Annotated in this window: 26 protein-coding genes; 16 read left to right on the top strand and 10 right to left on the bottom strand. The window is 61.3% G+C overall.

The annotated features are described in order from the left end of the window. Positions 1–17: 17 nt before the first annotated feature. From IDM28_RS11145 to IDM28_RS11135, 3 genes are read left to right on the top strand one after another with little or no spacing between them, the layout of a single operon-like run. Positions 18–1,358 carry an iron-containing redox enzyme family protein gene (locus IDM28_RS11145; RefSeq protein WP_188035932.1) on the top strand — a complete coding sequence of 447 codons (1,341 nt, stop codon included), beginning with the start codon at positions 18–20 and terminating at the stop codon, positions 1,356–1,358. Beyond that, the gene (locus IDM28_RS11140) at positions 1,358–2,311 is read left to right on the top strand and encodes a methyltransferase (protein WP_188036366.1); all 954 of its coding nucleotides are present in this window, start codon (positions 1,358–1,360) and stop codon (positions 2,309–2,311) included. The genes IDM28_RS11145 and IDM28_RS11140 overlap by 1 nt, the downstream gene beginning before the upstream one ends. Positions 2,312–2,315: 4 nt before the next feature. Beyond that, positions 2,316–3,467 carry a carboxylate-amine ligase gene (locus tag IDM28_RS11135; protein ID WP_188035931.1) on the top strand — a complete coding sequence of 384 codons (1,152 nt, stop codon included), beginning with the start codon at positions 2,316–2,318 and terminating at the stop codon, positions 3,465–3,467. Positions 3,468–3,478: 11 nt separating this feature from the next. Here IDM28_RS11135 and IDM28_RS11130 read toward each other — a convergent pair whose 3' ends face one another. Further along, positions 3,479–3,982 (bottom strand): CinA family protein, encoded by a 504-nt coding sequence (locus IDM28_RS11130; protein WP_101319439.1) that lies wholly within the window; start codon positions 3,980–3,982, stop codon positions 3,479–3,481. A gap of 159 nt (positions 3,983–4,141) precedes the next feature. Here IDM28_RS11130 and IDM28_RS24025 point away from each other — a divergent pair, with 159 nt between their 5' ends. Further along, entirely contained in the window at positions 4,142–4,270 is a 129-nt protein-coding gene (locus IDM28_RS24025; protein WP_308812229.1) for a PSPA7_2676 family Cys-rich small protein, read from the top strand. An 18-nt stretch (positions 4,271–4,288) separates the two neighbouring features. Next, positions 4,289–5,161, top strand: a complete 873-nt coding sequence (locus tag IDM28_RS11125; RefSeq protein WP_150571636.1) for a Ku protein — start codon at positions 4,289–4,291, stop codon at positions 5,159–5,161. A gap of 22 nt (positions 5,162–5,183) precedes the next feature. On the opposite strand, the gene IDM28_RS11120 is transcribed toward IDM28_RS11125, so the two are convergent. Then, a complete protein-coding gene (locus IDM28_RS11120) occupies positions 5,184–5,432 on the bottom strand; it encodes a hypothetical protein (protein ID WP_101319435.1) in 249 nt (82 codons plus the stop codon). After that, on the bottom strand, positions 5,432–7,945 hold the full coding sequence (gene ligD / locus IDM28_RS11115; protein WP_188035930.1) for a DNA ligase D: 2,514 nt from the start codon (positions 7,943–7,945) through the stop codon (positions 5,432–5,434). The genes IDM28_RS11120 and ligD overlap by 1 nt, the downstream gene beginning before the upstream one ends. Positions 7,946–8,132: 187 nt before the next feature. On the opposite strand from ligD, the gene IDM28_RS11110 reads away from it, so the two are divergent. Further along, positions 8,133–8,615 (top strand): phosphotransferase system, HPr-related protein, encoded by a 483-nt coding sequence (locus IDM28_RS11110; RefSeq protein ID WP_101319431.1) that lies wholly within the window; start codon positions 8,133–8,135, stop codon positions 8,613–8,615. Then, a complete protein-coding gene (locus IDM28_RS11105) occupies positions 8,612–8,842 on the top strand; it encodes a metallothionein (RefSeq protein WP_103437316.1) in 231 nt (76 codons plus the stop codon). Before IDM28_RS11110 ends, IDM28_RS11105 begins: the two co-directional genes overlap by 4 nt. A 91-nt stretch (positions 8,843–8,933) precedes the next feature. Here IDM28_RS11105 and IDM28_RS11100 read toward each other — a convergent pair whose 3' ends face one another. The 5 genes from IDM28_RS11100 to IDM28_RS11080 are packed head-to-tail and all read right to left on the bottom strand — an operon-like array spanning position 8,934 to position 13,270. Next, complete coding sequence (locus IDM28_RS11100) at positions 8,934–9,362, bottom strand: hypothetical protein (RefSeq protein ID WP_150569257.1); 429 nt, start codon at positions 9,360–9,362, stop codon at positions 8,934–8,936. A 50-nt stretch (positions 9,363–9,412) separates the two neighbouring features. Beyond that, positions 9,413–10,372, bottom strand: coding sequence for a lysylphosphatidylglycerol synthase domain-containing protein (locus tag IDM28_RS11095; protein ID WP_101319425.1), 960 nt, complete (start codon positions 10,370–10,372; stop codon positions 9,413–9,415). Continuing rightward, on the bottom strand, positions 10,372–11,574 hold the full coding sequence (gene clsB, locus IDM28_RS11090) for a cardiolipin synthase ClsB (protein ID WP_188035929.1): 1,203 nt from the start codon (positions 11,572–11,574) through the stop codon (positions 10,372–10,374). The genes IDM28_RS11095 and clsB overlap by 1 nt, the downstream gene beginning before the upstream one ends. Further along, positions 11,571–12,356 carry an endonuclease/exonuclease/phosphatase family protein gene (locus IDM28_RS11085; RefSeq protein ID WP_150569259.1) on the bottom strand — a complete coding sequence of 262 codons (786 nt, stop codon included), beginning with the start codon at positions 12,354–12,356 and terminating at the stop codon, positions 11,571–11,573. The genes clsB and IDM28_RS11085 overlap by 4 nt, the downstream gene beginning before the upstream one ends. Beyond that, positions 12,353–13,270, bottom strand: a complete 918-nt coding sequence (locus IDM28_RS11080; protein WP_188035928.1) for a DUF72 domain-containing protein — start codon at positions 13,268–13,270, stop codon at positions 12,353–12,355. Before IDM28_RS11080 ends, IDM28_RS11085 begins: the two co-directional genes overlap by 4 nt. A gap of 186 nt (positions 13,271–13,456) precedes the next feature. On the opposite strand from IDM28_RS11080, the gene IDM28_RS11075 reads away from it, so the two are divergent. The 4 genes from IDM28_RS11075 to IDM28_RS11060 all read left to right on the top strand — a co-directional run bounded on the left by IDM28_RS11075 (position 13,457) and on the right by IDM28_RS11060 (position 16,288). Next, positions 13,457–14,008 (top strand): ATP-dependent Clp protease proteolytic subunit, encoded by a 552-nt coding sequence (locus IDM28_RS11075; protein WP_101319416.1) that lies wholly within the window; start codon positions 13,457–13,459, stop codon positions 14,006–14,008. A 114-nt stretch (positions 14,009–14,122) separates the two neighbouring features. Next, complete coding sequence (locus IDM28_RS11070; protein ID WP_101319414.1) at positions 14,123–15,343, top strand: zinc-dependent alcohol dehydrogenase; 1,221 nt, start codon at positions 14,123–14,125, stop codon at positions 15,341–15,343. Between the two features lie 11 nt (positions 15,344–15,354). Then, on the top strand, positions 15,355–15,894 hold the full coding sequence (locus IDM28_RS11065) for a hypothetical protein (RefSeq protein WP_188035927.1): 540 nt from the start codon (positions 15,355–15,357) through the stop codon (positions 15,892–15,894). Positions 15,895–16,009: 115 nt separating this feature from the next. After that, positions 16,010–16,288, top strand: a complete 279-nt coding sequence (locus IDM28_RS11060; protein WP_101319410.1) for a DUF6555 family protein — start codon at positions 16,010–16,012, stop codon at positions 16,286–16,288. Positions 16,289–16,703: 415 nt separating this feature from the next. Here IDM28_RS11060 and IDM28_RS11055 read toward each other — a convergent pair whose 3' ends face one another. Further along, positions 16,704–18,005, bottom strand: a complete 1,302-nt coding sequence (locus IDM28_RS11055; RefSeq protein ID WP_188035926.1) for an MFS transporter — start codon at positions 18,003–18,005, stop codon at positions 16,704–16,706. Between the two features lie 66 nt (positions 18,006–18,071). Then, positions 18,072–19,385 carry an L-fuconate dehydratase gene (locus tag IDM28_RS11050; protein ID WP_150569265.1) on the bottom strand — a complete coding sequence of 438 codons (1,314 nt, stop codon included), beginning with the start codon at positions 19,383–19,385 and terminating at the stop codon, positions 18,072–18,074. Between the two features lie 100 nt (positions 19,386–19,485). On the opposite strand from IDM28_RS11050, the gene IDM28_RS11045 reads away from it, so the two are divergent. From IDM28_RS11045 to IDM28_RS11025, 5 genes are all read left to right on the top strand, one after another. Further along, entirely contained in the window at positions 19,486–20,436 is a 951-nt protein-coding gene (locus IDM28_RS11045; RefSeq protein ID WP_188035925.1) for a LysR family transcriptional regulator, read from the top strand. A 34-nt stretch (positions 20,437–20,470) separates the two neighbouring features. Continuing rightward, positions 20,471–21,439 carry a LysR family transcriptional regulator gene (locus tag IDM28_RS11040; protein ID WP_101319402.1) on the top strand — a complete coding sequence of 323 codons (969 nt, stop codon included), beginning with the start codon at positions 20,471–20,473 and terminating at the stop codon, positions 21,437–21,439. Between the two features lie 158 nt (positions 21,440–21,597). Then, positions 21,598–23,139: a UxaA family hydrolase gene (locus IDM28_RS11035; protein ID WP_188035924.1), complete on the top strand. Its 1,542-nt coding sequence runs from the start codon at positions 21,598–21,600 to the stop codon at positions 23,137–23,139. Positions 23,140–23,174: 35 nt separating this feature from the next. Next, complete coding sequence (locus IDM28_RS11030) at positions 23,175–24,767, top strand: aldehyde dehydrogenase (NADP(+)) (protein ID WP_188035923.1); 1,593 nt, start codon at positions 23,175–23,177, stop codon at positions 24,765–24,767. Between the two features lie 4 nt (positions 24,768–24,771). Continuing rightward, positions 24,772–25,830, top strand: coding sequence for an Ldh family oxidoreductase (locus IDM28_RS11025; protein ID WP_188035922.1), 1,059 nt, complete (start codon positions 24,772–24,774; stop codon positions 25,828–25,830). The last annotated feature ends 14 nt before the right edge of the window (positions 25,831–25,844 follow it).

Raw genomic sequence — 25,844 nt, 5'->3', positions numbered from 1 at the left:
TGCACGAGGAATGAGTCATGACGGTGATGACCCGCAAGGCCGCCCCCATGGTTCCGGCCTTGACCACGGAAGACAGCTTCGAACAGCGCTACCGGGCACTCCTGCACGGCCACAGCGTCGACAGTGCGCAATGGCTTGCCCGACAGCTCAAGCGCGCCGAGCAACTGGCGGATGATCTCCCAGCTTCGCCTGCTCAGCTCAGCGACTGGGCGGTGCGCCACAGTGCTCAGGTGGCTGCGGAGTTCGCGACTTACCTGACTCAGCGCCGCGAAGGCGGGCCACGCCGTTATTTTGCCAACCGCGCCCAGGCACTGTGGTACATCCAGCAAGTGGCTCCGACCAAAGCGGTCGATGGTGCCTGGCTGCATGGCTTTTTGCAGCACTGGCAGGATCCACGCTATCACGGCCTTATCCGTACCTTTTTAGAAGAGTTGGGTGATGGTGATCCGCGTTGCAACCACGTCCTGATCTATCAGCGCCTGCTCAGCCGCCTTGGCTGCCTGGAGTTGCTGCCACTTGTCGATGAGCGTTATCTGCAAGGTACCGTTCAACTGGCCCTGGGCGCGCACGGCGATGCCTTCGAGGCCGAGGCTATTGGCTACAACTTGGGCTATGAGCAACCACCGCTGCATCTGTTGATCACCACCTATGAACTGGCAGAACTGGGCATCGACGGCCACTACTTCCAGCTGCACGTCACCATCGACAATGCTGCAACCGGCCACGCGCACAAATCGATTCAGGCACTGCTGCAATTGCTGCCGGAAAGCGACGCCGGAGCCTACTACCAACGGGTTCGTCAGGGTTATCGGCTGAACGAGCTCGGTGAATCTGCCACCGCGCTTATCGCCAGCTTCGATCTTGAACAGGAACTGATCAGCTCGCTGGAACGCAAGCGCCTGTTCGGCCAGTTCATGCATTCCGACCATTGCCGCCTGCAGGGCCGCACCATCAATCAATGGCTGGCTGAACCAGACGGCATGGCCGGCTTCCTCGATGCGCTGCAAGCGCAAAAATGGGTTGTGCGCGGACAGGACCCGGCCGAGAGCCGCTTCTGGCGCGTCATGGAGGGCCCCACTGCACCTATGTTCGGCGTGTTCAGTGCCTATGAAAAGCAGCTGTGGTACGACTGGATCAGCGCGGACTGGCAAGGCCCGAGGATCCGCCGCGTTGCCCCCGGAAGCTGGGAGACTGGGCTGCAGCTCGACGCACCAAGCAGTATGCAGAAGCCTTCGACCGCACCGTTGGAAACGCTCATCGCCCGTATGGCAGGTAACCGGCATGCCTTGCCGGCGGGGTTGGAAGCTACCCGCGCGTACATTCGCGCTACCGGTCTTACCCAGGAGAACGCTCATTGATTGCAGCCAGCGAAGAACAGACTCAGGCTGACGAGGCCTTGTTGCAATTAGGCAAGCACCTGCGTGCTGACGGCTATCGGTTTACTTGCGTCAGCCCAGCGACTCATGCGCGTAACAATGCGCGACCTGAGGCCCAGCGCGCTTGCACACTGCGCGACATTTTTGGCTGGAGCAGGCCATTTGCTGCGGGGCTTTTGTCGGCGGACCAACTGCAGCAGCTGGCCGAGGCTCAGGTATTGGACGAGCACGGCGAGTCGCTGCGCAGCAAGGTGCGCTGGTCGACTCTGGAAGATCTGCTCCTGGTGCATTCCGCCTATCCGACCGAGGCCAGCGATGCAGTATTCTTCGGCCCGGACAGTTACCGATTTGCCCAGGTCATCCACGAGCATCTGCAGCGCTGTGCAACGCCCGTGCAGCATGCTGTAGACATCGGCTGCGGCAGCGGAGTTGGCGCGCTACTGATCGCCAGGGCGGCCCAGCATGCTCAGGTCAGTGCGGTGGACATCAACCCGCTGGCGCTGCGTTACACCACGGTTAATGCCGCCTTGGCAGGTTTGACCAATGTTTCAGTCCAGCGCAGCAATATTCTCGACGGTGTCACTGGCACGTTCGACCTGATCGTCGCCAATCCCCCTTACATGCTCGACACCCAGCAGCGCCAGTATCGCCACGGCGGCGGCTCACTCGGTGCGCAGCTGTCATTACAGATCATCGAACAAGGCTGTGAGCGCCTCAGCCCCGGGGGCACGCTGCTGCTGTATACCGGAGTGGCCATGATCGAGGGCCGTGACCCATTGCTTGAAGTGGCACGCGCGCTTTTGGCCGGGCCACGCTGGAGTTGGGTCTACCGCGAGCTTGATCCGGACGTGTTCGGCGAACAGTTGAATGAGCCAGGTTATGAGCAGGTCGAGCGGATTGCAGCAGTTGCGTTAAGCGTTACCCGAATCGGATGAACGTATGTTCAAGCCTTGTACCTTCGGCATCGAAGAAGAATACCTGCTGGTAGAAGCAGTCACCGGCAAGGTGCTGGCTGCACCTTCGCCAGTGGTGGGTAATCTCTGCCGCGAAGTCATGGGGCAGTATTTTGCCGAAGAAATGTTCCGCTGCCAGATCGAAGTCGCCTCGCCGATATTCGATCACGTGCGCCAGGCCCAGCAGTTTTTCGATGATAGCCGCCAACGCCTGAACGAGGCGTTGGCCGAGGAGGGCGCTGCCCTCTATTGTGCCGGCACTCATCCCAGCGCGCAGTGGCAACGCCAGCGTCCGAGGACCACCCCGCGATACTGGCAATTATTCGATGATTACCAGCACGTGGCGCGGCGTAGCCTGCTCTCGGGGCTGCATGTGCATGTCGGCGTGCCACCTGGCTGCGATCGCATCCAGCTGATCAACCAAGTGGTGTACTGGTTGCCGATGTTCCTGCTGCTGAGCAGTTCTTCACCGCTGTGGAGCGGGGAGAACACCGGCTACATAAGCTACCGCCGGGCGATTTGCGGCGAGTGGCCACATATGGGGCTGCCAGAGCCGCTGGCAGACTGGACTGCGTATCAACGCTATCGCGGCTTGCTGCAGCGGACCGGCTCGCTGGCTATCGATGGCGCATTCTGGTGGGCGCTGCGGCCATCCCAGCGCTTTGCCACCGTGGAACTGCGTATCAGTGATGGTTGCCCGCGGCTGGAAGATGCGCTGTGCATTGCGGGTTTGTTTCGCCATCTGGTGGAGTGTTGCGTCATGCCTCATTACGCTCCGGCGCCGGCCAGTCGCGAAACTCACTGGATTGCCCAAGAGAACTACTGGCGGGCCATGCGTTATGGTCGCCATGGGCAGTTCATCGGGCTTGAACAGCAACAGCCGGTATCCGCCTTGGTTTGGCTGGCGCAGCTACGCGGGCAGCACCCGCCTGACTCGGTCGATGCTGAACGGGCATTCATGCAGGCGCAGCGGATTTTGACTGAAGGCACCAGTGCTGATCGGCAGCTGGAATGCCTCGAACATGCGAGATTGGCCGGGCGAGATAAACGCCAGGGGCTGCGCGAGGTGGTTGAAATGGTCGTTGCAGAAGGTCAAGGCGCCTGGCCGGTCAGCAACCTTAACCTTACTCAGCCCTGAGCCGATCTGGATCAAGCCCGTTCGCCGCGCAACCAGCGTTGGTGGTAATGGCTCAAGCGTGTCAATCCATACAGCGCACCCTGTTGCAGTACCTCGGTGCGAATTCCGAAAAAGCGCTGGGTTCGGGTGAAAACCGCCAGCGGCTCGCCGGCGAAGGCCCAGGCAAAACACAATGTTCCCGGCGCTATACCGTCGGCACTCTCTGGCCCGGCAACTCCGGTGGTGGCGATTGCAACGGTAGCGGTGCTGTCGCGCAGGGCGCCCATCGCCATTTCCCAAGCTACCGCCTCACTGGTCAATCCATAGCGCTCGATGGTGATATCGCTCACCCCCAGCAGGCGTTTTTTCGCTTCAGGCGAATACACCACATAGCCGCTCTCGAGCACCTCGCCGGTGCCTGGGCTTTCGGCCAGTAGTGCAACCATGCGCCCTGCGGTGCACGACTCGGCAGTGGTCAGCAGCAGGTGTTGCTGCTTCAGATAATCGAGTACAGCCTGGACTTGAGCTTGCGGCATGACGGGGCACCTTGAGTGTCTTTTGCGATTGACGCTTGGTCCTGATGATTGGTTCAGAGCGCTTGGGCCAGGCCGTGCGGCATCTCGATCAAACCTTCATCTCGCCATGCAGTCATTCATATTAAGGGCCTGAAGTGGTTCAGGCCGTGGAGGTGGCTGATGAAGTTTTACTGCCTGCTGCGGGGCTGCCAATGGCGGACCCTGATCAATCACCGACAAGCCGGGCTGGAGTGTCAATGTTGCGAGCGCTGCGGTGCGCTGCGCTCATTCCAGCCTGGGCAACCCTAGCAATTTCAGGAGCTGACCATGGCCCGGGCAATCTGGAAAGGCGCGATCAGTTTTGGCCTCGTGCACATCCCCGTTTCACTCAATACCGCCGTGCGTACCGAGCGGGTCGATTTCGATTGGCTTGACAAACGCAGCATGGAGCCGGTGGGCTACAAGCGCATCAACAAGGTCACCGGCAAGGAAATCGACAAGGACAACATCGTCAAAGGCGTGGAGTACCAGAAAGGCCAATATGTAGTGATCAGTGAAGACGAGATCCGCAAGGCGCGCCCTGAGGCCACCCAAACGATCGATATCTTCTCGTTTGTCGAGGCCGGCGATATTCCCCTGCAGCACTTTGATACGCCGTACTACCTGAGCCCGGACAAGCGCGGTGGCAAGGTTTATGCGCTGCTGCGTGAAACCCTGGAAAGCACCGGCAAGGTGGCGTTGGCCACGGTGGTCTTGCATACCCGCCAGCACCTGGCGCTGTTGCGCCCGCTGGATGATGCACTGGTGATGATTACCCTGCGCTGGCCAGAGGAAGTGCGCGGCCTCGATACGCTGGAGCTGGACAAGAGCGTAACCGATATCAAGGTCGACAAGCGTGAACTGGACATGGCCAAGCGCCTGGTCGAAGACATGAGCGGGCCGTGGACGCCGGACCAATATCATGATGCGTTCCGGCAGACGATCATGGATCTGGTCGAAGAGAAGGCGAGCAAGGGCAAGATCGCCGTGGTGGAGAAGGCCGAGGGCGGCAAGGGCGAGAAAAGCGCAGATATCATCGACCTTACCGAATTGCTCAAACGCAGCCTCGGAGGCAAGCCCGGTGCAGCCAAGAAGAAAGCGCCCGAGCCTGCCAAAACTACGGAAAAGAAACCCGCCAAGCGCACACGCAAAGCCTCCTGAGGGGCATGGGCGAGGGGTACGGTCAGTGACTCATTTCGGCCTGCAGGTTTTTCTTCCAGCCGCGCAGGTTCATCGCGCCCAGGCAGAACTGCAGTGCAATCAACGCCCAGGCCTCGATCGACCAGCCCCAGATCACCCACAACAGATTACTGCTGATAAAGCAGCAGAAACCCATCCGCCGCCGATGGGGTCGGCGTGAACCGATGCACCAGGCGGCAATTACGGTAAGCAGCATGGCCGGCCACTGCAGAAGGTCGATCCAGTCCACCATCACTTGAGCCCCATCTTTTTGCGCATGCCAGCGGTAATTGACTGGCGCGTCTTGGCCATATCGGCCCATGGATCTTCAACCTCAGCCAAACGCTCGTGCAGGTTATTGATCGTCCATTGGTTGGCACCTTTGAGCTCGGTCAGCTCCTCACGCCAGATCGGTACCGACACCGGCAGGCCTTCGCGTGCGCGCAGGCTGTAGGCGCAGGCAGTGGTGGCGCCTTTGCCATTGCGCAGGTAGTCGATAAAGATCCGCCCGACGCGGTTCTTTGGCCCGGACACGGCGCTCAGGCGCTCGGGGAACAGCTTGGCCAGGTAGTTGACCAGGGCATGGCTGAAGTCTTTGACCTCGTCCCATCCGGCGCGGCGGGTCAGCGGCACCACCACGTGGATGCCCTTGCCGCCGCTGGTCTTGAGAAATACTTTGAGACCCAGCTCATCAAGCAGGGTCAAGGTCAGCTGGGTGGCTTCCAACATGGCTTTCCAAGGCAGCGCAGGATCAGGATCGAGGTCGAGCACGAAGCGGTCTGGCTTGTCGAAATCCTTGTCGGTGGCGTTCCAGGTGTGCAGCTCGAGCGTGTTCATCTGTACCGCGCCAAGCAAGGTCTCAGGCCTGTTGATGACCATGGCCGCCTGGCCAGCCTCGGCCTTGTCGTAGCCGAGCACGCCGGGTAGGTGCAGCTGGCCGGCGTTTTTCTGGAAGAACAGTTCGCCTTCCAGCCCATCCGGTGCGCGTACCAGTGCCACTGGGCGGTCCTTGAGTTGCGGCATGAGCCAGTCGGCGACGGCGGCGTAGTACTCGGCGACTTGCCGCTTGGTGGCGCCGCTGCCGGCGTCGATCACCCGGTCGGGGTGAGTCAGGCGCAGTTCACCGAGGTTTTCTTCATCGCTGGATTTGTTAGGGGATTTCTTAGCAACGGCGGCTTTTGGCATTGCATGCTCCAGGTCGATGGCCTTGGCCGGTTTGTCGTCACGCAGACCGTGGAAAACCGCATGGCGCACACTGCCGTCGCGGGTGATCTGTGCGTAGGCGATTTCGGCCAGCAGTTTCGGTTTGAGCCAATGCACGCCACGCGCATCTGCGCCCGTTGGAGGTTTGGCGAGCGCCGGCTTGGCGACTTCGAGAGGTTTCAGGCGTGCATGGATGCTGGCCAACGTCGTTGCAGTAAAGCCGGTGCCCACCTTGCCGGCATAGCGCAGCTCACCGCTGGGCTTGTCGTGGAGGGCCAGCAGCAAGGCGCCAAACCCGCTGCGGCTGCCTTTGGGATCGGTATAGCCGACGATCACGAACTCCTGGCGCAGCTGGCACTTGAGCTTGATCCAGTCATTGCTGCGTCGGCCTGAGTAGACGCTGTCGGCTCGCTTGCCGATCAGCCCTTCAAGTTCCAGCTTGCAGGCACTCTGCAGCAGCGATTCGACCGGCTCGTCGAAGTCGGCTGAGTACTTGAGACAGTCCCGCTCATTGTGCTCAAGCAGCTGGCGCAACGCCTCACGGCGATCTTGCAGCGGCACCTGACGCAGGTCTTCGCCACCTAGGAACAGCAGGTCGAACAGGTAATAGGTAATCTGCTCGTCGTTCTGCGTATCGAAGGCATTCTGCAATGCCTGAAAGTCTGCAGCGCCCTGTTCGTTGGCCACCACCATTTCACCATCGAGCCAGGCTTGCTTCAGCTTGAGCGCGCGCAGCGCCTCGACCTGGTGGGGCATCTTCGCGCTCCAGTCGTGGCCATTGCGAGTAAACAGGCGGACATCATCGCCGTCGATCCGGGCGAGGATGCGGTAGCCGTCGAACTTGACCTCGTAGCGCCAGTCGCCGGCAGGCGCGGCATCGACAAGAGTGGCCAGCTGAGGCTGCAGTTTTTCAGGTAGCTCGGCTTTGGTTTTGCTGGCGCTGCGCTTGGCAGCAGGCGGTGCTTTCCTGGCCGTTTTGGCGGGAGACTTTGCTGCTTTGCGCGGCACCAGTGTGCGGTCACTGATCACGCTGTCAGGCAGAGCCTCGACGATGCTGTATTCGTCTTCACTACGGGCATCGCCGTCATGCGATTTGACCAGCATCCATTGTTCTTTCTTGCCTACCAGACGAGTACGAAACAGATTCCACACGCCTGAGAGTTTTTCGCCCTGCAGGCGGAAGCGCAGCTTGCCCTTGGCGTAGGCAGCGTGCGCGTCACCTTCGGGCTCCCACACACCACGGTCCCAGACAATCACGTCGCCGGCGCCATAGTGGCCGTCGGGGATATTGCCTTCGAACTCGGCGTAATCCAGCGGATGGTCTTCGACATGCACAGCGAGCCGGCGCACTTTTGGGTCCAGTGAAGGGCCTTTGGGAATTGCCCAACTCTTCAGGGTGCCGTCCAGTTCCAGGCGGAAATCGTAGTGCAGGTGGCTGGCATCGTGTTTCTGGATGCAGTACTGCAATGCCTGTGGCTTTTTGCTGCGCCGTGACTTTCCGGCGGGTTCGGGGGTGGCGTTGAAATCACGTTTGCGTTGATATTCCTGCAGGGGTTCGCTCATCTCGGGCTCCTGTTCAAATCCCAGGCTCTCTGAAGTTGGGAGGCGAGGGCGGCGCAGGGAGTTCCATCTGTGACGGGCGGGGGGATATCAACGGCTGCGAGGATTTGGTCTGCACCTGATAAACAAATTTGAGTCATCTGCGAACCGGGATGGTCGACTTTATGAACCCACCTGATGGAGAGCGCACATGGCTCAGCCTAACGACCCGAAAACCCGCACGCCTGCCGAGATCGACGATATTCAGGATCGGATGGGCAGTGTGCACGAGCTGGACTTCAGCGACCGCGACGATGAGCGCCAGGGCAGGGCCGGCGACGAGCGCTCACTGGCTGAAGTCGAACATGACTTCCCGCCAGAGCGTGTGGCCGAAAGCGGCATGACCGGTGGCGAGGCTCTGACCGAGAGCCTGCACGAAGACAACGTGACCTTGGACGACCTGAGCCCAGACACCTTGTTCGATCAGACCGGCGCTCGCGACCCGCACGAGCCAGGTGATGGTGGAGACCCGGCCGACCAAGTCTTGCGTGAAGTAGACGCCGAGGAAATCGGCGGCGGCTTTGGCCTCGACGAAGCAGAGCTGGCGCGCTCAGCGCCGCTGGATGGCGAGCCATGGACCGATGAGGTCTCACCTGTAGACGATGAAGCATCCAACCGGAGCCGCGAATCATGACCGAACTACGCTGTGCATGCCTTGACTGCGCTTGCACGATCAACGCCAATACCCTCCTGCAAGACGGCAAGGGCTACTGCTGCGAAGCCTGCGCCAGCGGTCACCGCAATGGCGAGCCTTGTCGCATGGGCGACTGCAAATGCGGCGAGACTGCGCAACCGAATGAGAGCAATGTCGACAACGCCCTTGATGAGACTTTCCCGGCCAGCGATCCCATCTCGCCCTGAGCCGTCCTGAAATCGGCCCCGGTGTGGCTCGAGGCTGCTGCAGGTTGAGCAGCTTCGAGCCAGGCCGGGGCCGACCTGTGTCCGGCAGCCTCTAGTGGGTCTGCCAGATGCCGTTGCTGCGTTCGCAATCCGTGCGCGCCTGGCCCAGGCTTGGCGTGTCGTAGTAGTAAGTGATCACCCGGGCCTCCTTGCCGATCGCTGGCCGCGTGGCGGGTTCATCGCGGCCCATCGACTTGGGATTGGCCAGGGTTTCCTGGGTCAACTGGGCAATACAGCTACCGACACTGCCTTCGGCGCATTTGGCGACTTTGCGCTTGTCGGTGCTGAGCATCTCCTTGCTCTCGTTGCTGCACGACCAGTCGATGGCCTCGGCGGGCATGTTGCTGTAGCTGTAGCAGGTGTGGCCTTCGACAGGCTTGACTGCCTCGCTGGAAGAGCGGGTCACGACGTCGCAGGCCTCAGCCAGCACGTGACTGCTGGCCAGGCATGCACCGAGTAAAAGCAAGGCACGGATACACATGGTTTGTCTCCCGGGCCTTGGCCTTTACGGTCGGCCGCTTTTGTTGACGCTCAGGTTTTGTGCAATTGCGCTTTGTCCTGCTGGCGCAGGGCCTTGGCGCGTTTCTCCAGAATCAGATAAGCGATCACCGCCAGCACCAGCGGTATCAGGTAGTACAGGGTGCGATAGCCGAGTAGTCCGGCGACCAGGCTGCCCTGGCTGAGCTGGCCTTGCAGCAGGGCCAGGAACACCGTTTCCAGCACTCCGAGCCCGGCCGGGATGTGCGCCACCACGCCCGCCACACAGCTGATCAGCAATACACCGAGAATGGACGGGTAGAACAGATCACCCGGCAGCAGCCAGTAGATCAGCACCGCCATCAGCGCCCAGTTGCTGGCGCCCAAGGCAACTTGACACAGCGCCAGGCGCAGCGAGGGCAGGGTGATCTCGTGCTTGCGGATATGCCAGGTGCGGCGTTTGGCGTAACCGCAGGCCAGCACGTAGCCGACCGATACGGCGATCATCAGCACACCGATGAGCTGCAGCCCGGTGGCACCCACCGACCAGCTCTCAGGCAGCTTGACCAGGCGCATGGCAAACACGCTGCCGGCCAGCAGCATGTAGCCCATCCAGTTGGTCAGCAAACCCAAGGTGAGGATGCGCGTGATGGTGGCGTTATCCAGGCCCAGACGCCCGTACAGGCGATAGCGCAGGGCGACGCCGCCGACCCAGGTGGTGAAGTTGAGGTTGAACGCATAGCAGACGAAGGCCACCGGCAGCACCTGCCGAGCAGGCAGCTTGTGGCCGGTGTAGGCGCGCCCGAGCAGATCGTAGCTGGCGAACACCAGATAACTGCACAGGGCCAGGCCCAAACCGACGATCAACGTGCCAGGCTTGTAGGCCAGCAGCGACTGACGGACTTCATTCCAGTCGAGGTTGCGCGCCAGGTAGTACAGCAATACCGGGATCATCAGCATGAACAGCAGGGTGAACAGGCGCTTGCCCCAAGTGAGCCAGGTTTTCCGTTCCATCAGGTATTGCCCTCACGCAGTTCACCTTGGGTACTGACTTCAGGTTGCAGCGATTTCAGGCGTTGCCGATGGGCTGGCAGCACCCCGGCAATCCGCGGAAAGTCTCGGGTCAGGTGGAAGCCGGCAAAAATCAATGGCGCTCGCCACCAGTAGCCACGAATCATCCGCTCAAGGGTGACGGCCTTGCAGTGATTGCCGGCCAGTTGGCTGAGGTGCTCGTACAGTTGCTGGTTAAACGCACGATCCTTGATCAGCAGGTTGGCTTCCAGATTGAACGCAAGGCTCAGCGGGTCGAGGTTGCTCGAGCCGACTGTCGACCATTCGTCATCGACCAGGGCAACCTTGCCGTGCAATGGGCGCTGGCAGTATTCGTGAATCCGCACGTTGTCGCGCAGCAGGTAGTTGTAGAGCAACCGCGACAGCGCGCGCACCCAACGCATGTCTGGTTGCCCTTGCAGAATGAGCGTTACCTCGATGCCACGGCGAGACGCATTGCGTAGCTCGCGCAACAGCCGGTAGCCGGGGAAGAAATACGCATTGGCGATGAGGATGCGCTTGCGCGCACCGCGTATGGCCTGCAGATACTGCTCTTCGATATCGTTGCGGTGCTTGCGGTTGTCACGCTCGACCAGCACCGCGCGCACCGACCCCGCCGGCTCGGTCACCGGCTTGACCCGCTTGGGTTCGGCCAGCACCGGCTTCATCAGCCTGATACTCGAGGCGTGCACCTGGGCGACCACGGGACCGGTGACTTCCACCGCGTAATCCTGCTTGGCCATCGGCCCGAAGTCGCCCAGGTGATCGGCGCTGTAATTGATCCCGCCAATGAACGCCCGCTCAGCGTCGATCACCACGATCTTGCGGTGTAGGCGATGGAACAGGTTGGTGCGCATGCCAGCCACTTTCGGCTGCGGATCGAAGGCGTGGAAGCGCACACCCGCTTCGGTCATCGCTGCGATGAACGCATCAGGCAGCTCGCCGGTGCCGTAGCCGTCAGCCACCAGCTCGACACGCACGCCGCGCTGGGCAGCTTCGATCAGCACCCGCTGCAGCTGCTGGCCAACCTTGTCATCGAAGATGATGAACGTCTCGAGCAGGATCTCCTCCTGCGCTTGGCCCATTGCCTCGAAGACACGGGGGTAAAACTCCTCGCCATTGATCAGCAACTGCACAGTGTTGCCTTCAGTCCAGGATAACGTCATAGGCTGATCTCCGCGGCCAGGGGGGCATGGTCGGACAGATGCGACCATGGGTATTTGGATAGCACCTGCGCCGAGCGCGGCAGGGCATTGCGTAGGTAGATGCGGTCCAGCCGCAGCAGCGGCAGGCGTGCCGGGAAGCTGCGCGCAGGCATGCCGAAGCGGTCGCCAAAGGCCTCGACCAGGTGCTCGCTGAGCACGCTGTCGGCCTTGAGGCGCCAGTCGTTGAAGTCGCCGGCGACGATCACCGGCGCTTTGGCCGGCAAGCTGTCGAGCAATTCCAGCAACAGCTGCACCTGGCGTTGGCGGTGAGCCTCACGCAGGCCCAGATGAACACACACCGCATGCACCTGATCATGGCCAGGCACCTGCAGGCGGCAGTGGAGCAGGCCGCGCTCTTCATTACCGTCAATCGAGACGTCCAGATTTCGGTGCTCGACGATGGGGAATTTGGACAGCAACGCGTTGCCGTGGTCGCCATGGGGATACACCGCATTGCGCCCGTAGGCGAACTGCGACCACATGCTGTCGGCAAGAAACTCGTATTGTGGCGTGGTTGGCCAGGTCGGATGGCGCTCGGCATGTTGCAGATGAGTACCATGTACTTCTTGCAGAAACACCAGATCGGCGCCGGTACTGCGTACCGCTTCGCGCAGCTCGGGCAAGATGAAGCGCCGATTGAAGAAGGTAAAACCTTTGTGCACGTTGATCGTCAGCACGTTAAGGCCATGCACGGCAGTAACGCTGCCGACGCTGCAGCGCGCTTCGTGTAGCGGTTGGTTCATAGATCCACCTGCGGTTCGACGCCCGGCTCGGTGACCAGTTCGCCATCGAGCTTGAGCTTGGATAACAGACGCCGTGCGTCATAAGGGGCATGGACTTTCTGGTCGTTGTCGAAGTAGCAGTAGACGTCGCGCTGGGCGCGCTTGCGCGGTGCGCCGGGCACCACCAGACGAGCGTCTTGCGCCTGGCCACCTTGGCTCCAGGCTTCGATGCGCTGGCGCCAACGGCGCAGGGCGCTTGCGGTATAGCCGCTGCTGTACAGCTCGACATCGCCATGCAGGCGCATATAGACAAAATCTGCGGTCACGTCTTCGACATAGGGCCATTTGCCGGCGCTGTCGGCGACAACCAAGGCAATGTTGTGTTTGCGCAGCAGTTTGATGAAGGCGGCGCAGAGGAAACTCTCGTGACGGATCTCGATGGCGTAACGCAAAGGGACATTACCGCTGATGGCGGTCGCGCCATTGCCGCGCAGGCGTTCGGCGCACTGCTCGGCACAGCGGCAGGCGGCCCGGCGATCGCGCGGGAGCTGCTCGAAGAAAGCTTTGAAGCGTTCTTCATCGAACTTCATCGTGGCCGGGAACTGCCACAGCATCGGACCAAGCTTGGCACCCAGCATCAGTGGACCGGAGGCGAAGAAATTCGCCAGCGGCTCTTCGATATCCTTGAGCCGGCGGGTATGGGTGATATAGCGCGGGGCCTTGACCGAGAAGATGAAGTCGTCTGGTGTTTCATCGCGCCATTGTGCATATCGTGCTGGGGTTTGCAGCGCGTAGAAAGAGCCGTTGATTTCAATGCTGTTGACTGCTCGTGACGCAAACGCGAGTTCATCCTTCTGGCGCAGGCCTTCCGGGTAGAAGTCCTTGCGCCAGGGGCTATAACGCCATCCGGATATGCCGATGCGAATGTCGCTCACGGTGGAGTCCTTGTGCAGAATCGGTCTTTTACTGCGACCTCTGCGTGAGCGTCAGGGTTCAGCGTGGGTTGACCAGTGGGCGCCTTGGTACGCAGCGCCACCAGCAATTTTGAACTTTGCCGCGCTTGACGATTCCACCTTGATATATGCACCGGCATCCAATGCCCGCCACCTCCGGAGGCACGCATGGCCCGTCACATCATTCACTTCACCGGCCCGATCACATCTTCGACCTGCGGTAACCTGATCAATACCTGTTCGCGAGCCCTCAACCAAGGCGCGCAAACCCTTCAGTTGAACATCGCCACCATGGGCGGTGACTGCAGTTACGGTTTCACGCTGTACAACTTTCTGCGCTCGTTGCCGGTACTGGTGCATACGCACAACCTCGGCACGGTCGAATCGATGGGCAATATTCTGTTTCTGGCGGGTGAACAGCGCACGGCCTGCCGCATGAGCAAGTTTCTGTTTCACCCATTCCACTGGACGCTGCACGGCTCAGTCGACCACGCACGTATGTCCGAGTACGCCATGAGCCTCGATTACGACTTGCAGTTCTACGCGCAAATAGTTGCGGAGCGCACGGCTGGCGCTGAGCAACCCTTGGATATAGAGCACTATTTGCTGGCCAAACCACGCATCTTGAGTGCTGAGGAGGCAATAGCGGGCGGCCTGATCCACACTATCGATGAGCTGCCGATCAGTATCGACTCGGTTCAATGGAGCGTTCACGCCTGAAATCTTGCAGGGCGGTATTTGGCGCCGCTGGTCAGTCGCAGCGAATGTTGATGGAGCCGATCCCATTTGGGCCGGCTCGTAACTACTAAGCAGCTGCACTTGGAGGCGACAAATATGCGCGCATTGACCTTTCACGGCGCTGGAGATGTCCGGGTTGATACTGTTGCTGACCCTGGCATTCAAGAGAAGGACGACATTCTGCTGCGAGTAACCGCCACTGCCATCTGTGGCTCCGATCTGCACCTGTATCACGGCAGGATACCTGCGCTCGAAGAGGGCGATATTCTCGGCCATGAGTTCATGGGGATTGTTGAAGACGTTGGCAGCGAAGTCACCGCGGTTCAGCGTGGAGATCGTGTTGTCATCCCGTTCGTGATTGCCTGCGGCAGCTGCTTCTTTTGCCAAAATGACCTGTTTGCCGCTTGTGAGACGACCAATACCGGACGCGGGGCGATCCTCAACAAGAAGTTGATCCCCTCCGGTGCAGCCTTGTTTGGCTATAGCCACCTGTATGGCGGCATTCCCGGCGGCCAGGCCGAGTATGTACGGGTGCCGAAAGCCAATGTCGGCCCCTTCAAGGTCCCAGGCACGCTGAGCGATGACAAAGTTCTGTTCCTGTCAGACATTCTGCCCACCGCCTGGCAGGCAGTGACCAATGCGGGAGTTGGCCAGGGTTCTTCCCTGGCTATTTATGGGGCAGGTCCGGTAGGACTGCTGAGTGCTGCGTGCGCACGCATGCTTGGGGTCGAGCAGATTTTCATGGTCGACAAACATGCCTATCGACTTGACTACGCCAAGCGCGCCTACGGCGTGATTCCGATCGATTTTGATCATGACGACGATCCTGCTGACACCATTATTCGCCAGACCGCAGGCATGCGCGGCGTTGACGCGGCCATTGATGCAGTGGGTTTTGAGGCCAAGGGCAGTACTGCTGAATCGGTACTGACTGCGCTGAAGCTTGAAGGCAGCAACGGCAAGGCGCTGCGCCAGTGCATGGCAGCAGTGCGCCGTGGTGGCGTAGTCAGTGTGCCCGGCGTATATGCCGGCTTCATCCATGGCTTCTTGTTCGGTGATGCATTCGACAAAGGCCTGACCTTCAAGATGGGCCAAACCCACGTACAACGTTTCCTGCCTGAACTGCTCGAACATATCGAAGCAGGACGGCTCAATCCCGAAGCAATCATCACCCATCGCCTCAGCCTGGAAGATGCAGTGCGCGGCTATGAGATGTTCGACGAACAGCAAGAACGCTGCCGCAAGGTCGTATTGACCCCAGGTGTTGCCACAGACCCGGTAACCAATGGGCGGCTTGGACCCGCTGCGAGCAGCTGAGAGGAGTAGTAATGACGGATCGCATCATCACATCGGTCACCAGCGAGGATCTTGTTCCGCCGCCGCAGGGGGTAACATTCGAAACCCCCCGCGAGCGGTTGGAGTTTTACCGCCGAGAAATCCAGTTCGAGACCACGATTCTTGCCAACCGCACAGATGCTTATCTGTCGGCCCAGTCTTTTCTGGTAATTGCCTATGCGTCCTGCATGGCCAACGGCAATCCCAGCTGGGGCAGGCTTTTTACTCTGGTTGTGCCTGCGTTTTTGGCATTGCTGGGCATCATCAGCTCACTCAACGCCTGGCCTGGAATTCGCGCCTCGTACGGCATCATCGACCACTGGCATTTCAAGCAAAGTCACCTGTTGCACAACGAGCCAAGCATGGGCTTTGCATACGATGATTGGCCGTTGTTCAGCGAGTCTGAGTCAACCCATCGTGGTTACCGCAAATCGCTGATGTTTTCGATCCGGACGCCGTGGTTGTTCCTGATTTTCTGGGTCTTGCTGGGTGGATTCGGCCTGCTGCTGCAGCTCGACCCTGCCGGTGCCTGAACGCATGCGGGGTCGCCGCAAACCGTTTATGTGCTTTGTTCGACAAAATTTTGAATCTTCGTGATCCCGCCGGTTCCACTAGTTGTCATCCATGGAGAAGAGGAGGCCCCCTGCGATGCCTACCCCAGAGCTTTATATCGTCGATTACAAGCTGCACGGTAAAACGCGCAGCTTCATCATCCGGCTGGATCGGATGGATAACGCCGAGGCTTGGCACTGGGCTAGTTGTGACGCCGGTATTGGCATTATTCCCAAGTTTGGTCGTGAAAAGATTCGCAAGGTCAGCAGGCCCATGGCCGAACGATACGGGATCAGTGAAGTGAGCTGGAGGCCATCGGGTGGCAAACCTGCCTCCAGTGCCGGTGCCAACCAGTCGATGCTGCCTACTGCCTGAACAAGCGGTAGCCAGCAGTTACTGTCGGGCTGTCTGAGCAAAGCCGCTCCTGATTGGGAGCGGCTTTGTTTTGTCTGCTGGAAGTCTACGGCCAGGTCAGGCGCCTGATTCAGGATCACTGGCGGGGACGCCAGGGCGCTCGTCCGGGTCAGTCAAGTTAGGGTCAGCATCTGGGTCGTCTGCTTGCCCATCGGGGCGGTCCGGGACCAATTCTGGCCAATCGTCTTCAACGCTGCCGCCACCCATTATCATTTGCTCGCGCATGATCATTCCCTCGGCTGAATAAAAAAGGCCTGCCAGCAGGCAGGCCAAGCACAGGAGTGAGGGGTGATGCCGTTGCACCACCCTCAGTAGTTATGAGCGCTGTGGGCGGGTAGCAGTCGTTTGCAAAGGGCGGTTCCCCGACCAATGGCGGTTACTGCTCCTGACCCTGGCGCAGGCGCATGCTGAGCAGCGCAGCCAGAACCAGCATCGAAGCAATGATCCACAAGCCATTGCGGGTGCTGCCGGTTGCTTGCTCGATCAAGCCCATCACCGATGGGCCGACAAAGCCCCCGAGCAAACCGCAGGTCGTGACAAATGCCAGGCCGGCAGCCAGCGCATTGCCGCTCAAGCGACTGGAGGGGAAGACGAAGATGATCGACTGCACCACGAACAGCATCAATGCCGTCAGCGAGAACCCGATCAGGCCAATGAACGAGTTGGCTACCGAAGCCAGCAGCAGCCCGGCGGCCATGGTCAGCAGGCCGAAGAACAGCAGCGTGCGGCAACGGTTTGGTGAAGTGGCAAGGCGTGGCAGGGTTGCCGCGCCAATTGCAGCAGCGATCCAAGGCACTGACGTGAGCAGGCCAATCTGCAAGGGCGACAGTGCGCCGTAAGTGCCGATGATCCCGGGCAGGAAGAAGATCACGGTGTAGATAGTGATCTGATGCACAAAGTACACGGCGATCGCCAGCCAGATCTGCTTGTCGCGAAACATCTGCGACAGCTTGCTCTGCTGCGGTGCAGCGGCACGTTCAGCCGCCAGCCGGCGCTCGATGTCCTGCGCATCAGCGGCCGATAACCACGGCGCCGAACTCGGCCCATCGGGCAGCTTTTTCCAGACGACATACGCCAGCGCCACGGCGGGCAAGCCTTCAAGCACGAACAACCACTGCCAACCATGCCAGCCGAGCACGCCGTCCATTTCCAGCAAGGCACCGCCCAGCGGCCCGCTGAGGATGTTTGCCAGGCACACGCCGAGCAGGAAATAGCCCGTGGCGCGGGCGCGTTGCTCGCGGTCGAACCAGTAGGTCAGGTAGAGCATGACGCCGGGAAACAGCCCCGCCTCGGCGACGCCCAGCAGCAGGCGCATGACGTAGAACGAAGTCTCACCCTCGACGAAAGCCATGCCGGCAGACAACAGGCCCCAGGTGATCATGATGCGTGTAATCCAGAAGCGCGCGCCAACCCGTTGCATGATCAGGTTGCTCGGCACCTCGGCCAAGGCGTAGGTCAGGAAGAACAGACCCGCGCCCAGCCCATACGCAGCAGCCGACAAGCCGAGGTCAACGCCCATGCTGGCCTTGGCCAAGGCGATGTTGGTACGGTCGAGAAAACTCATTACATAGACGATGACCAGCAGTGGCATCAGTTTGCGCAAAAGCAGGCTGTTCAGGCGCTGATCAGCCGCAACAGCAGGCGCGGCAGCCGCTGTCGGTTGTGTGAGGATTGTCATTGTTTTTTCCCCGAAAGCTATAAGTAACAGCGCGCCGCGGTGGTGCGTCGCGCTGCGGTAGGTCAATCAACCACGCTGGATGTCCAGCCAGACTGCGCCGTCGGGATATTGGTAACGTTCCAGGGTCTCGGCGTGCATTTCAATGCTGTAGCCCGGGCGCTGCGGCGGCATGTAGCGGCCGCGGCGGATCACCACGGGGTCGATGAAGTGTTCATGCAGATGGTCGACGTACTCCAGCACCCGGTTGTGCAGCGAGGCGGAAACGGCGATGTAGTCGAACAGCGCGATGTTCTGCACATACTCGCACAGGCCGACACCGCCGCCGTGCGGGCACACCGGCACGTCGTACTTGGCAGCCATCAGCAGCACGATCAGCACCTCGTTGAGGCCGCCCAGGCGTGCTGCATCGAGCTGACAGAAGTCCAGCGCGCCGGCCTGGAACATCTGCTTGAACATCACCCGGTTGTGGCAATGCTCGCCGGTGGCGACACCAATCGGCGCGATGCGCTGGCGGATCGTGGCATGGCCAAGAATGTCATCGGGGCTGGTTGGTTCTTCGATCCACAGCGGGGCAAAGGCTGCCAGCCGGCGCATGTTGCTGACAGACTCCTCGACGCCCCAGACCTGGTTGGCGTCCATCATCAAGGTCCGCTCCCAGCCGATCTCGTCACGCAGGATGCTGGCGCGGCGAATGTCTTCTTCCAGGTCGGCGCCGATCTTCTGCTTGATATGGGTCCAGCCGTCCTCGACCGCTTCACGTGCCAGGCGGCGCATCTTCTCTTCGCTGTAGCCGAGCCAGCCGGGCGCGGTGGTGTAGCCGGGGTAACCTTCGCGAAGCATCTGCGCCTCGCGTTGGGCCTTGCCCGGCACCTGGCGGCGGAGCAGGGCGATGGCTTCTTCCGGGGTGAGCACGTCGGTGACGTAGCTAAAGTCCAGGCACGCGACCAGTTGCTCGGGGCTCATGTCGGCCAGCAGCTTCCACACTGGCTTGCCTTCATGTTTGGCCCACAAGTCCCACACGGCGTTGACGATGGCGGCAGTGGCCAGGTGGATGACACCTTTTTCCGGCCCCAGCCAGCGCAGTTGGCTGTCACCCACGGTGAAGCGGTGCCAGAAACCACCCATGTCTGCGGTGATCTCTTCCAGGGTCTGGCCGACGATCAGCGGCGCCAACGACTGCACGGCAGCGGCGCAGATCTCGTTGCCGCGGCCAATGGTGAAGGTCAAGCCGTGGCCTTCGAGCTCGCCGGCATCGGTGTGCAGCACGACGTAGGCGGCCGAGTAGTCAGGCGCGCTATTCATGGCATCGGAGCCGTCCAGTGACAGCGAAGTCGGGAAGCGAATGTCGCGAACGCTCAGGTGGGTAATGCGTATGCTCATGGCGGTCTCTTGTTCTGGGTTACCTCTGGAGACCTGACTGTAGGTTGCCGAGCGATACAGGCATAATCGCCAATTCCTAACTATGGATATCAGAATTGATATGCCTCAGACCCCAGCAGACACCTCGCAGGCGCCGCGCAGTCTTGGCCCGCTGAAGATCTCCAGCCGTCAGATAACCCTGCTCAACGCCTTGGGCGAGTTCGGCAACCTGCGCCGCGCTGCTGCGGCCATGCACACCACCCAGCCTGCTGCGAGCCTGCTGCTGCAACAGCTCGAGGAGCGCCTTGAAGTGCGCCTGTTCGAGCGCCTGCCGCGTGGCATGCAGCCAACCCTGTACGGCGAGGTGATGATTCGCTACGCGCAAAGTGCGCTGCACGAGTTCGAGCACGCCCAAGCGCAGATCGCCGAGCTTGCGCGTGGCGCCGCCGGGCTGGTGCGGGTCGGCAGCGTAATGGGGCCGGTGCCGGGCTTGCTGACCAAGGCTGTGCTGGCCTACAAGCGCGACCACCCCAAGGTGCGCATTTCGCTTGAAGTGGGTACCAGCGATACCTTGCTGCCGGCGTTACTGCGTGGTGACTTCGATCTGGTGGTGGGGCGCTTGCCGGATCAGAGCGACAGCCAGGACCTCAAAATCGAGTTGTTCGAGGGCGGTGAGCAGATGCGCGTGATCGCCCGCGCTGGCCACCCGATGGCGGCAGCGAGCACATTGCAGCTGGCTGATCTGGTCGCGTTGACGTGGATCCTGCACCCGATCGGCAGCCCGATGCGGCGGCGGGTCGAAAGTGCGCTGCAGGCCGGGGGGATGGTGCAATCGCTGGACATCGTCGAGACTGCGTCGATTCTGGCGACCACCGCCATGCTGGAGGCGTCCGACATGATCGCCGTGGTGCCCAACGATGTCGCCGCGCATTACGCCCAGTACGGGATGGTCGCGATCCTGCCGGTGGAGCTGCCGATCAGCCTGGCCAACCTGGGCCTGCTGACGCTGCGTTCACGGCCGCGCTCGGTGGCACTGGAAACGTTGCTGCAGTACCTGCGAGCCCCACAATAGCCATGTTTGTCTACCTGCCTGAGGCCGTTTTCTGATGCCGTCCGACATCATCCACTCCAGCTTTTGCAACTGGCTGCGCTTCAAGCACCTGGTGCTGATCGACAGCCTGGCCCGTACCCGCAACATGCACGCCACCGCCAACCTGATGAACCTGAGCCAGCCGGCGTTGAGCAAGATGCTGCGCGATCTCGAGGAGCAGTTTGGCTTTGCTCTGTTCGAGCGCCTGCCGCGCAGCATGCCGCCGACCGAGCTTGGCGAATACGTGGTCAAGTACGCCCAGGGCGCATTGGCCGAGTCGCAGCAGTTTGTCGACCAGCTCAACCGCCTGCGCAAGGGCGGCCATGGGTTTATCCGGGTGGGCGGGATTTTTGCCTCGACGCCGCGGGTGCTGCCGCAGGCCATTGCTGCGATCAAAGCACGTAGCCCGTTGCTGTCGATCGAGGTGGTGGAGCATTCCAGTGACCACCTGCTGACGATGCTCGAGCAGAACAAGCTCGACATCATGATCGGCCGTTTCACCGAGGAGCGCTTCAGCCAGGTGTTCGACTTTCAGCCGTTGGAACCTGAACCGTTTGCCTTGGTGGTCAACAGCAGTCACCCGCTCAATCAGCTGGCCAGCACGCCGCTCGAGGCGCTCGCGGACTGGCCGTGGGTGCTGTACCCGCTGGGTACGCCGCTGCGCGGGCGGCTTGAGCAGGCCTTCAAGGTGGCCGGCATTGCCACACCCGCCGATAGCGTTGAGACCATTTCAATGCCGATGTTCCTGCAATTGCTGCAGTCGGCACCGATGATCGCCATGCTGCCGCGCTCGATGGTTGCCGCGCAGCTGAGCAGCGGCCTGTTCAAGGAACTGCAGAGCCCGCTGCATCTATCGCCGCTGGAGTACGGCGTGATCACCCGTAAGGATCAGCCGCCAACCGGCTCTGCGCGGGAATTCATCGATATCCTGCTGGAGTTTGCCCAGCAGCGGCGCATGGAGGAAGGCAGCAGTAGCGATTTCTAAACGAGGGTCGATTTGACGCATTGATAACCCCCGGTTATCGGCTGATCGGTTCATCTCATTGGGAATTATCGGTGAGGCTTCATACAGTGGTGGCAGATTCGCCCGGCAGCAAACGGGCGACGCCATAACAAGAAGTCAGCCGTACCCTGAGAGGTCCCATGGAACTGATTGCCCGCTGCGCCGACCCTGCGGTCATCCGCCTCAACCCGCTGGACAACGTCCTGATTGCACGCCAGGCGCTGCCTGAAGGCCTTGAGCTGGACGGCGAAGCGATTACCGTGCGCCAACCCATCCCGTCGGGGCACAAAGTCGCTACCGAGCGTTTGGAGCAGGGCCAGCCACTGCGCCGTTACGGCCAGATTATCGGTTTCGCCTCGCAAACCATCGAACCTGGCGATCACGTCCATGTGCACAACGTGCAGATGGGCGACTTCTCCCGCGACTATGCCTTTGGCGTCGATGCACGCAGCCTGGCTGCTACTGAAGCAGTGTTTCAGGGGATTGTGCGCGGCGACGGCCGCGTCGCCACACGCAACTACATTGGCATCCTTACCTCGGTGAATTGCTCGGCAACCGTCGCCCGGGCAGTGGCTGATCATTTCCGTCGCGATATACACCCCGAGGCGCTGGCCGACTACCCGAATATCGACGGTGTGGTCGCCCTGACCCACGGTGCCGGTTGCGCAGTGGACCCCAGTGGCGAAGCGCTGGGTCTGTTGCGGCGTACCTTGGCAGGCTATGCGATACATCCCAATTTCGCCGCTGTGCTGATCATTGGTCTGGGCTGTGAAACCAACCAGATCGAGAGTCTGCTGGAAACTCAGGGCCTGAAAGCCAGCGAGCAACTGCGCACCTTCACTATCCAGGGCATCGGCGGCACCTCCAAGACCATCGCCGCCGGCATCGAGCAGGTCAAGACGCTGCTGGCCGACGCCAATCGGGTCAAACGTGAGCCAGTCAGTGCGCGGCACCTGGTCGTTGGCCTGCAATGCGGCGGTTCCGATGGTTACTCCGGGATCACCGCCAACCCGGCACTGGGTAATGCCGTTGACCGCCTGGTCGCGGCCGGCGGCACCGCGATTCTGTCGGAAACACCGGAGATCTATGGCGCAGAGCACCTGCTGACGCGCCGAGCGGTGAGCCGTGAGGTCGGCGAGAAGCTGATCGCACGCATTCATTGGTGGGAAGACTACTGCCAGCGCATGAACGCCGAGCTCAACAACAACCCTTCGGCGGGTAACAAAGCAGGAGGGCTGACCACCATTCTGGAGAAATCCCTCGGCGCGGTGGCCAAGGCCGGCTCGAGCAATCTGGTCGACGTCTATCAATACGCCGAGCCGGTGCGCGCTCAAGGCCTGGTGTTCATGGACACCCCAGGTTATGACCCGGTCTCCGCCACCGGCCAGGTCGCCGGCGGCGCCAACCTGATTGCCTTCACCACCGGCCGGGGCTCGGCCTACGGCTGCGCGCCTGCGCCGTCGATCAAGCTGGCCACCAACAACCGGGTGTTCGAGCACCAGGAAGAGGACATGGACGTCAACTGCGGCGGGATCGCCGACGGCTCCACCAGCATCGAAGAAAGCGGTGCCTACATCTTTCAACAGATGCTGCGCATCGCCTCGGGTGAGCGCAGCAAGAGCGAACAGCACGGCTACGGGCAGAACGAGTTCGTGCCCTGGCAGATCGGTGCCGTGACCTGACTGCCAGCCCCCTTCATCTTTCGAGGCGACTTTTTATGCACGTTAACGGATTCAACTTCATCGGCGGCCAGCGCAGCGCACTTGGCGACACCCTGGTCTACAGCATCGACGCCCATACCGGCGAGCAGCTAGCGGGCGGCTTTCATCAAGCGACCTTGACCGAGGTCGACAACGCCGTGGCGGCGGCCAGTGCTGCGTTCCCGACATATCGCAATCTGCCGGCGGTGCGCCGCGCGGAGTTCCTTGAGGCGATCGCCGACGAACTCGACGCCCTCGGTGATGACTTCATCAACCTGACCTGCCAGGAAACTGCGCTGCCCAGCGCTCGAATCCAAGGCGAACGGGGTCGCACCAGCGGCCAGATGCGTCTGTTTGCCAAGGTCCTGCGCCGTGGCGATTTCTATGGCGCTCGTATTGATCAAGCGCTGCCAGCGCGCACGCCGCTGCCACGTCCCGACCTGCGTCAATACCGCATCGGCGTTGGCCCGGTGGCCGTGTTCGGTGCCAGCAACTTCCCGCTGGCGTTCTCCACCGCGGGAGGCGATACCGCTGCGGCATTGGCCGCCGGCTGCCCGGTCGTGTTCAAGGCCCACAGCGGCCATATGGCAACTGCCGAACGCGTTGCCGAAGCGTTGATCCGCGCTGCCGAGCGCACTGGCATGCCGGCGGGCGTGTTCAACATGATCTTCGGCAGCGGCGTGGGGGAAGCGCTGGTCAAACACCCGGGTATCCAGGCGGTGGGCTTCACTGGTTCGCTCAAAGGCGGCCGAGCGTTGTGCGATATGGCGGCAGCGCGGCCGCAGCCGATCCCGGTGTTTGCCGAGATGTCGAGCATAAACCCGGTGCTGGCACTGCCGAAGGCACTGGCAAGTCGCGGTGCCCAGCTAGCCAAGGACTTGACCGCATCGGTGGTACAGGGCTGCGGGCAATTCTGCACCAATCCGGGCCTGGTATTAGGCATTCGCTCGCCAGCCTTCACTGATTTTATCGAGCAATTGCGCGGGCACATGGCTGATCAGCCGGCGCAGACCATGCTCAACCCCGGCACCCTGCGCAGCTACGACAAAGGCCTGCAGAGGTTGCTCGCGCACCCTGGTATCGAGCACCTGAGCGGTGCCCGGCAACAGGGCAATCAGGCCCAGCCGCAGCTGTTCGAGGCAGATGTCAGCCTGCTGCTGGAGCAGGACGAGCTGCTGCAGGAAGAGGTGTTTGGTCCGTGCACTGTGGTGGTTCGGATCGATGATGCCGAGCAACTGCTGCAAGCCGTGAACGCTCTGCGCGGTCAGCTGACAGCAACCTTGCTGGCGGATGAGCAAGACCTGGCTGACCACGGCTCGCTGCTTGGCGCACTGGAAGTGAAAGTGGGCCGAGTGTTGCTCAACGGCTACCCGACCGGCGTCGAAGTCTGCGATGCGATGGTGCATGGCGGCCCGTATCCCGCGACCTCCGATGCCCGTGGCACCTCGGTTGGCACCCTGGCCATCGACCGCTTCCTGCGCCCGGTGTGCTACCAGAACATCCCTGACGCCATGCTGCCGCCGGCCTTGCAGAACGCCAACCCGCTGGGCATTCAGCGCCTGGTGGATGGTCAGCCGAGCACGGCAGCGCTCAACCAAACCGGGAACTGAGCGTATGAGCGAAGCCATCCGCTATGAAGTGAACGCGCTCAGCACGTTTGTCGAGCGCCTGTTTGAAAACGCCGGCGCCGATGCGGAGGTCGCCCAAGTGGTAACCCGAGTGCTGCTCGAAGGCGAGTTGCTCGGCCATCGCACCCATGGCCTGAATCTGGTCAGTCGCTACATTGGCGGCATGTTGAGTGGCCAGGTCAAGGCTCAGGCGGCAGCGCTGGAGCAGATCTCCGACAGCGGTGTTGCCAGCCTGTTCGACGGCAACTATGTACTCGGCCCGTACTGCGTCAGCCGTGCGTTGGACTGTGCGGCCAGCGGGGCCAGCGCGCAGGGCATCGGCATCGCCGTGGTCCGCCGCGCTGCGCATATTGGCTGCCTGGCGGCCTACTTGAAGCCATACACCGACCGTGGCTTGGTCGCGATGGTGTATTCCTCCGATCCGTCGGTAGGGTTGGTCTGTGCCCATGGCGGAGTTGACCCGATCTACACACCGAACCCAATTGCGGCCGGTATCCCCACCGGCGGCGAACCGATCCTGCTGGATGTGAGCATGTCCACCGTGACCATGGCCATGGTCAGCCAATGCCGGGATAACGGCAGCAAACTGGCGCACCCGGTGCTGATGAGCAACGAAGGCAAGGCGAGTGATGACCCTGCGGACTTCTTCACCCGCCCCCAGGGCAGCATCTTGCCGCTGGGTGGCCAGGCCTTCGGCCACAAGGGCTTCGCTCTGGCGATTCTGGTCGAAGCACTGACCTCGGGCCTGGCCGGCCATGGCCGCAAGGACTGCCCTGATCAATGGGGCGCGTCGGCCACTGCGGTAGTTATTGATCCGCGCTTCTTTGGCGGCCTACAGGCGTTTACTGACGAAACCAGCTTCCTCGGCCAACTGATCCTCGCCAGCCGCCCAGTAGATCCGGAGCGCCCGGTGCGCCTGCCTGGGCAAGCCGGCCTGGCCCTGCGCAGCAAGGCTCTGGCCCAGGGCGTAAGCCTGGCGCCGACTCTGGTCGCAGACCTCAACCAGCTCGCCGCCCAATTGCAAGTGGCCGCGCTTGGTCACTGATAGACAACTACAAA

The organism is Pseudomonas sp. EZ-C24, from assembly GCF_014525325.1.
In the GTDB taxonomy this organism is placed as follows: domain Bacteria; phylum Pseudomonadota; class Gammaproteobacteria; order Pseudomonadales; family Pseudomonadaceae; genus Aquipseudomonas; species Aquipseudomonas shirazensis.
The sequence above is the reverse complement of the archived record's forward strand: the minus strand, read 5'-3'. Positions and strand labels throughout refer to the sequence as shown.

Bases quoted from the DNA above. Each gene is read 5' to 3' on its own strand.
- IDM28_RS11145 (WP_188035932.1), top strand. From the start codon at position 18: ATGACGGTGATGACCCGCAAGGCCGCCCCCATGGTTCCGGCCTTGACC.
- IDM28_RS11135 (WP_188035931.1), top strand. From the start codon at position 2,316: ATGTTCAAGCCTTGTACCTTCGGCATCGAAGAAGAATACCTGCTGGTA.
- IDM28_RS11130 (WP_101319439.1), bottom strand. From the start codon at position 3,982: ATGCCGCAAGCTCAAGTCCAGGCTGTACTCGATTATCTGAAGCAGCAA.
- IDM28_RS24025 (WP_308812229.1), top strand. From the start codon at position 4,142: ATGAAGTTTTACTGCCTGCTGCGGGGCTGCCAATGGCGGACCCTGATC.
- IDM28_RS11125 (WP_150571636.1), top strand. From the start codon at position 4,289: ATGGCCCGGGCAATCTGGAAAGGCGCGATCAGTTTTGGCCTCGTGCAC.
- IDM28_RS11120 (WP_101319435.1), bottom strand. From the start codon at position 5,432: ATGGTGGACTGGATCGACCTTCTGCAGTGGCCGGCCATGCTGCTTACC.
- ligD (WP_188035930.1), bottom strand. From the start codon at position 7,945: ATGAGCGAACCCCTGCAGGAATATCAACGCAAACGTGATTTCAACGCC.
- IDM28_RS11110 (WP_101319431.1), top strand. From the start codon at position 8,133: ATGGCTCAGCCTAACGACCCGAAAACCCGCACGCCTGCCGAGATCGAC.
- IDM28_RS11105 (WP_103437316.1), top strand. From the start codon at position 8,612: ATGACCGAACTACGCTGTGCATGCCTTGACTGCGCTTGCACGATCAAC.
- IDM28_RS11100 (WP_150569257.1), bottom strand. From the start codon at position 9,362: ATGTGTATCCGTGCCTTGCTTTTACTCGGTGCATGCCTGGCCAGCAGT.
- IDM28_RS11095 (WP_101319425.1), bottom strand. From the start codon at position 10,372: ATGGAACGGAAAACCTGGCTCACTTGGGGCAAGCGCCTGTTCACCCTG.
- clsB (WP_188035929.1), bottom strand. From the start codon at position 11,574: ATGACGTTATCCTGGACTGAAGGCAACACTGTGCAGTTGCTGATCAAT.
- IDM28_RS11085 (WP_150569259.1), bottom strand. From the start codon at position 12,356: ATGAACCAACCGCTACACGAAGCGCGCTGCAGCGTCGGCAGCGTTACT.
- IDM28_RS11075 (WP_101319416.1), top strand. From the start codon at position 13,457: ATGGCCCGTCACATCATTCACTTCACCGGCCCGATCACATCTTCGACC.
- IDM28_RS11070 (WP_101319414.1), top strand. From the start codon at position 14,123: ATGCGCGCATTGACCTTTCACGGCGCTGGAGATGTCCGGGTTGATACT.
- IDM28_RS11065 (WP_188035927.1), top strand. From the start codon at position 15,355: ATGACGGATCGCATCATCACATCGGTCACCAGCGAGGATCTTGTTCCG.
- IDM28_RS11060 (WP_101319410.1), top strand. From the start codon at position 16,010: ATGCCTACCCCAGAGCTTTATATCGTCGATTACAAGCTGCACGGTAAA.
- IDM28_RS11055 (WP_188035926.1), bottom strand. From the start codon at position 18,005: ATGACAATCCTCACACAACCGACAGCGGCTGCCGCGCCTGCTGTTGCG.
- IDM28_RS11050 (WP_150569265.1), bottom strand. From the start codon at position 19,385: ATGAGCATACGCATTACCCACCTGAGCGTTCGCGACATTCGCTTCCCG.
- IDM28_RS11045 (WP_188035925.1), top strand. From the start codon at position 19,486: ATGCCTCAGACCCCAGCAGACACCTCGCAGGCGCCGCGCAGTCTTGGC.
- IDM28_RS11040 (WP_101319402.1), top strand. From the start codon at position 20,471: ATGCCGTCCGACATCATCCACTCCAGCTTTTGCAACTGGCTGCGCTTC.
- IDM28_RS11035 (WP_188035924.1), top strand. From the start codon at position 21,598: ATGGAACTGATTGCCCGCTGCGCCGACCCTGCGGTCATCCGCCTCAAC.
- IDM28_RS11030 (WP_188035923.1), top strand. From the start codon at position 23,175: ATGCACGTTAACGGATTCAACTTCATCGGCGGCCAGCGCAGCGCACTT.
- IDM28_RS11025 (WP_188035922.1), top strand. From the start codon at position 24,772: ATGAGCGAAGCCATCCGCTATGAAGTGAACGCGCTCAGCACGTTTGTC.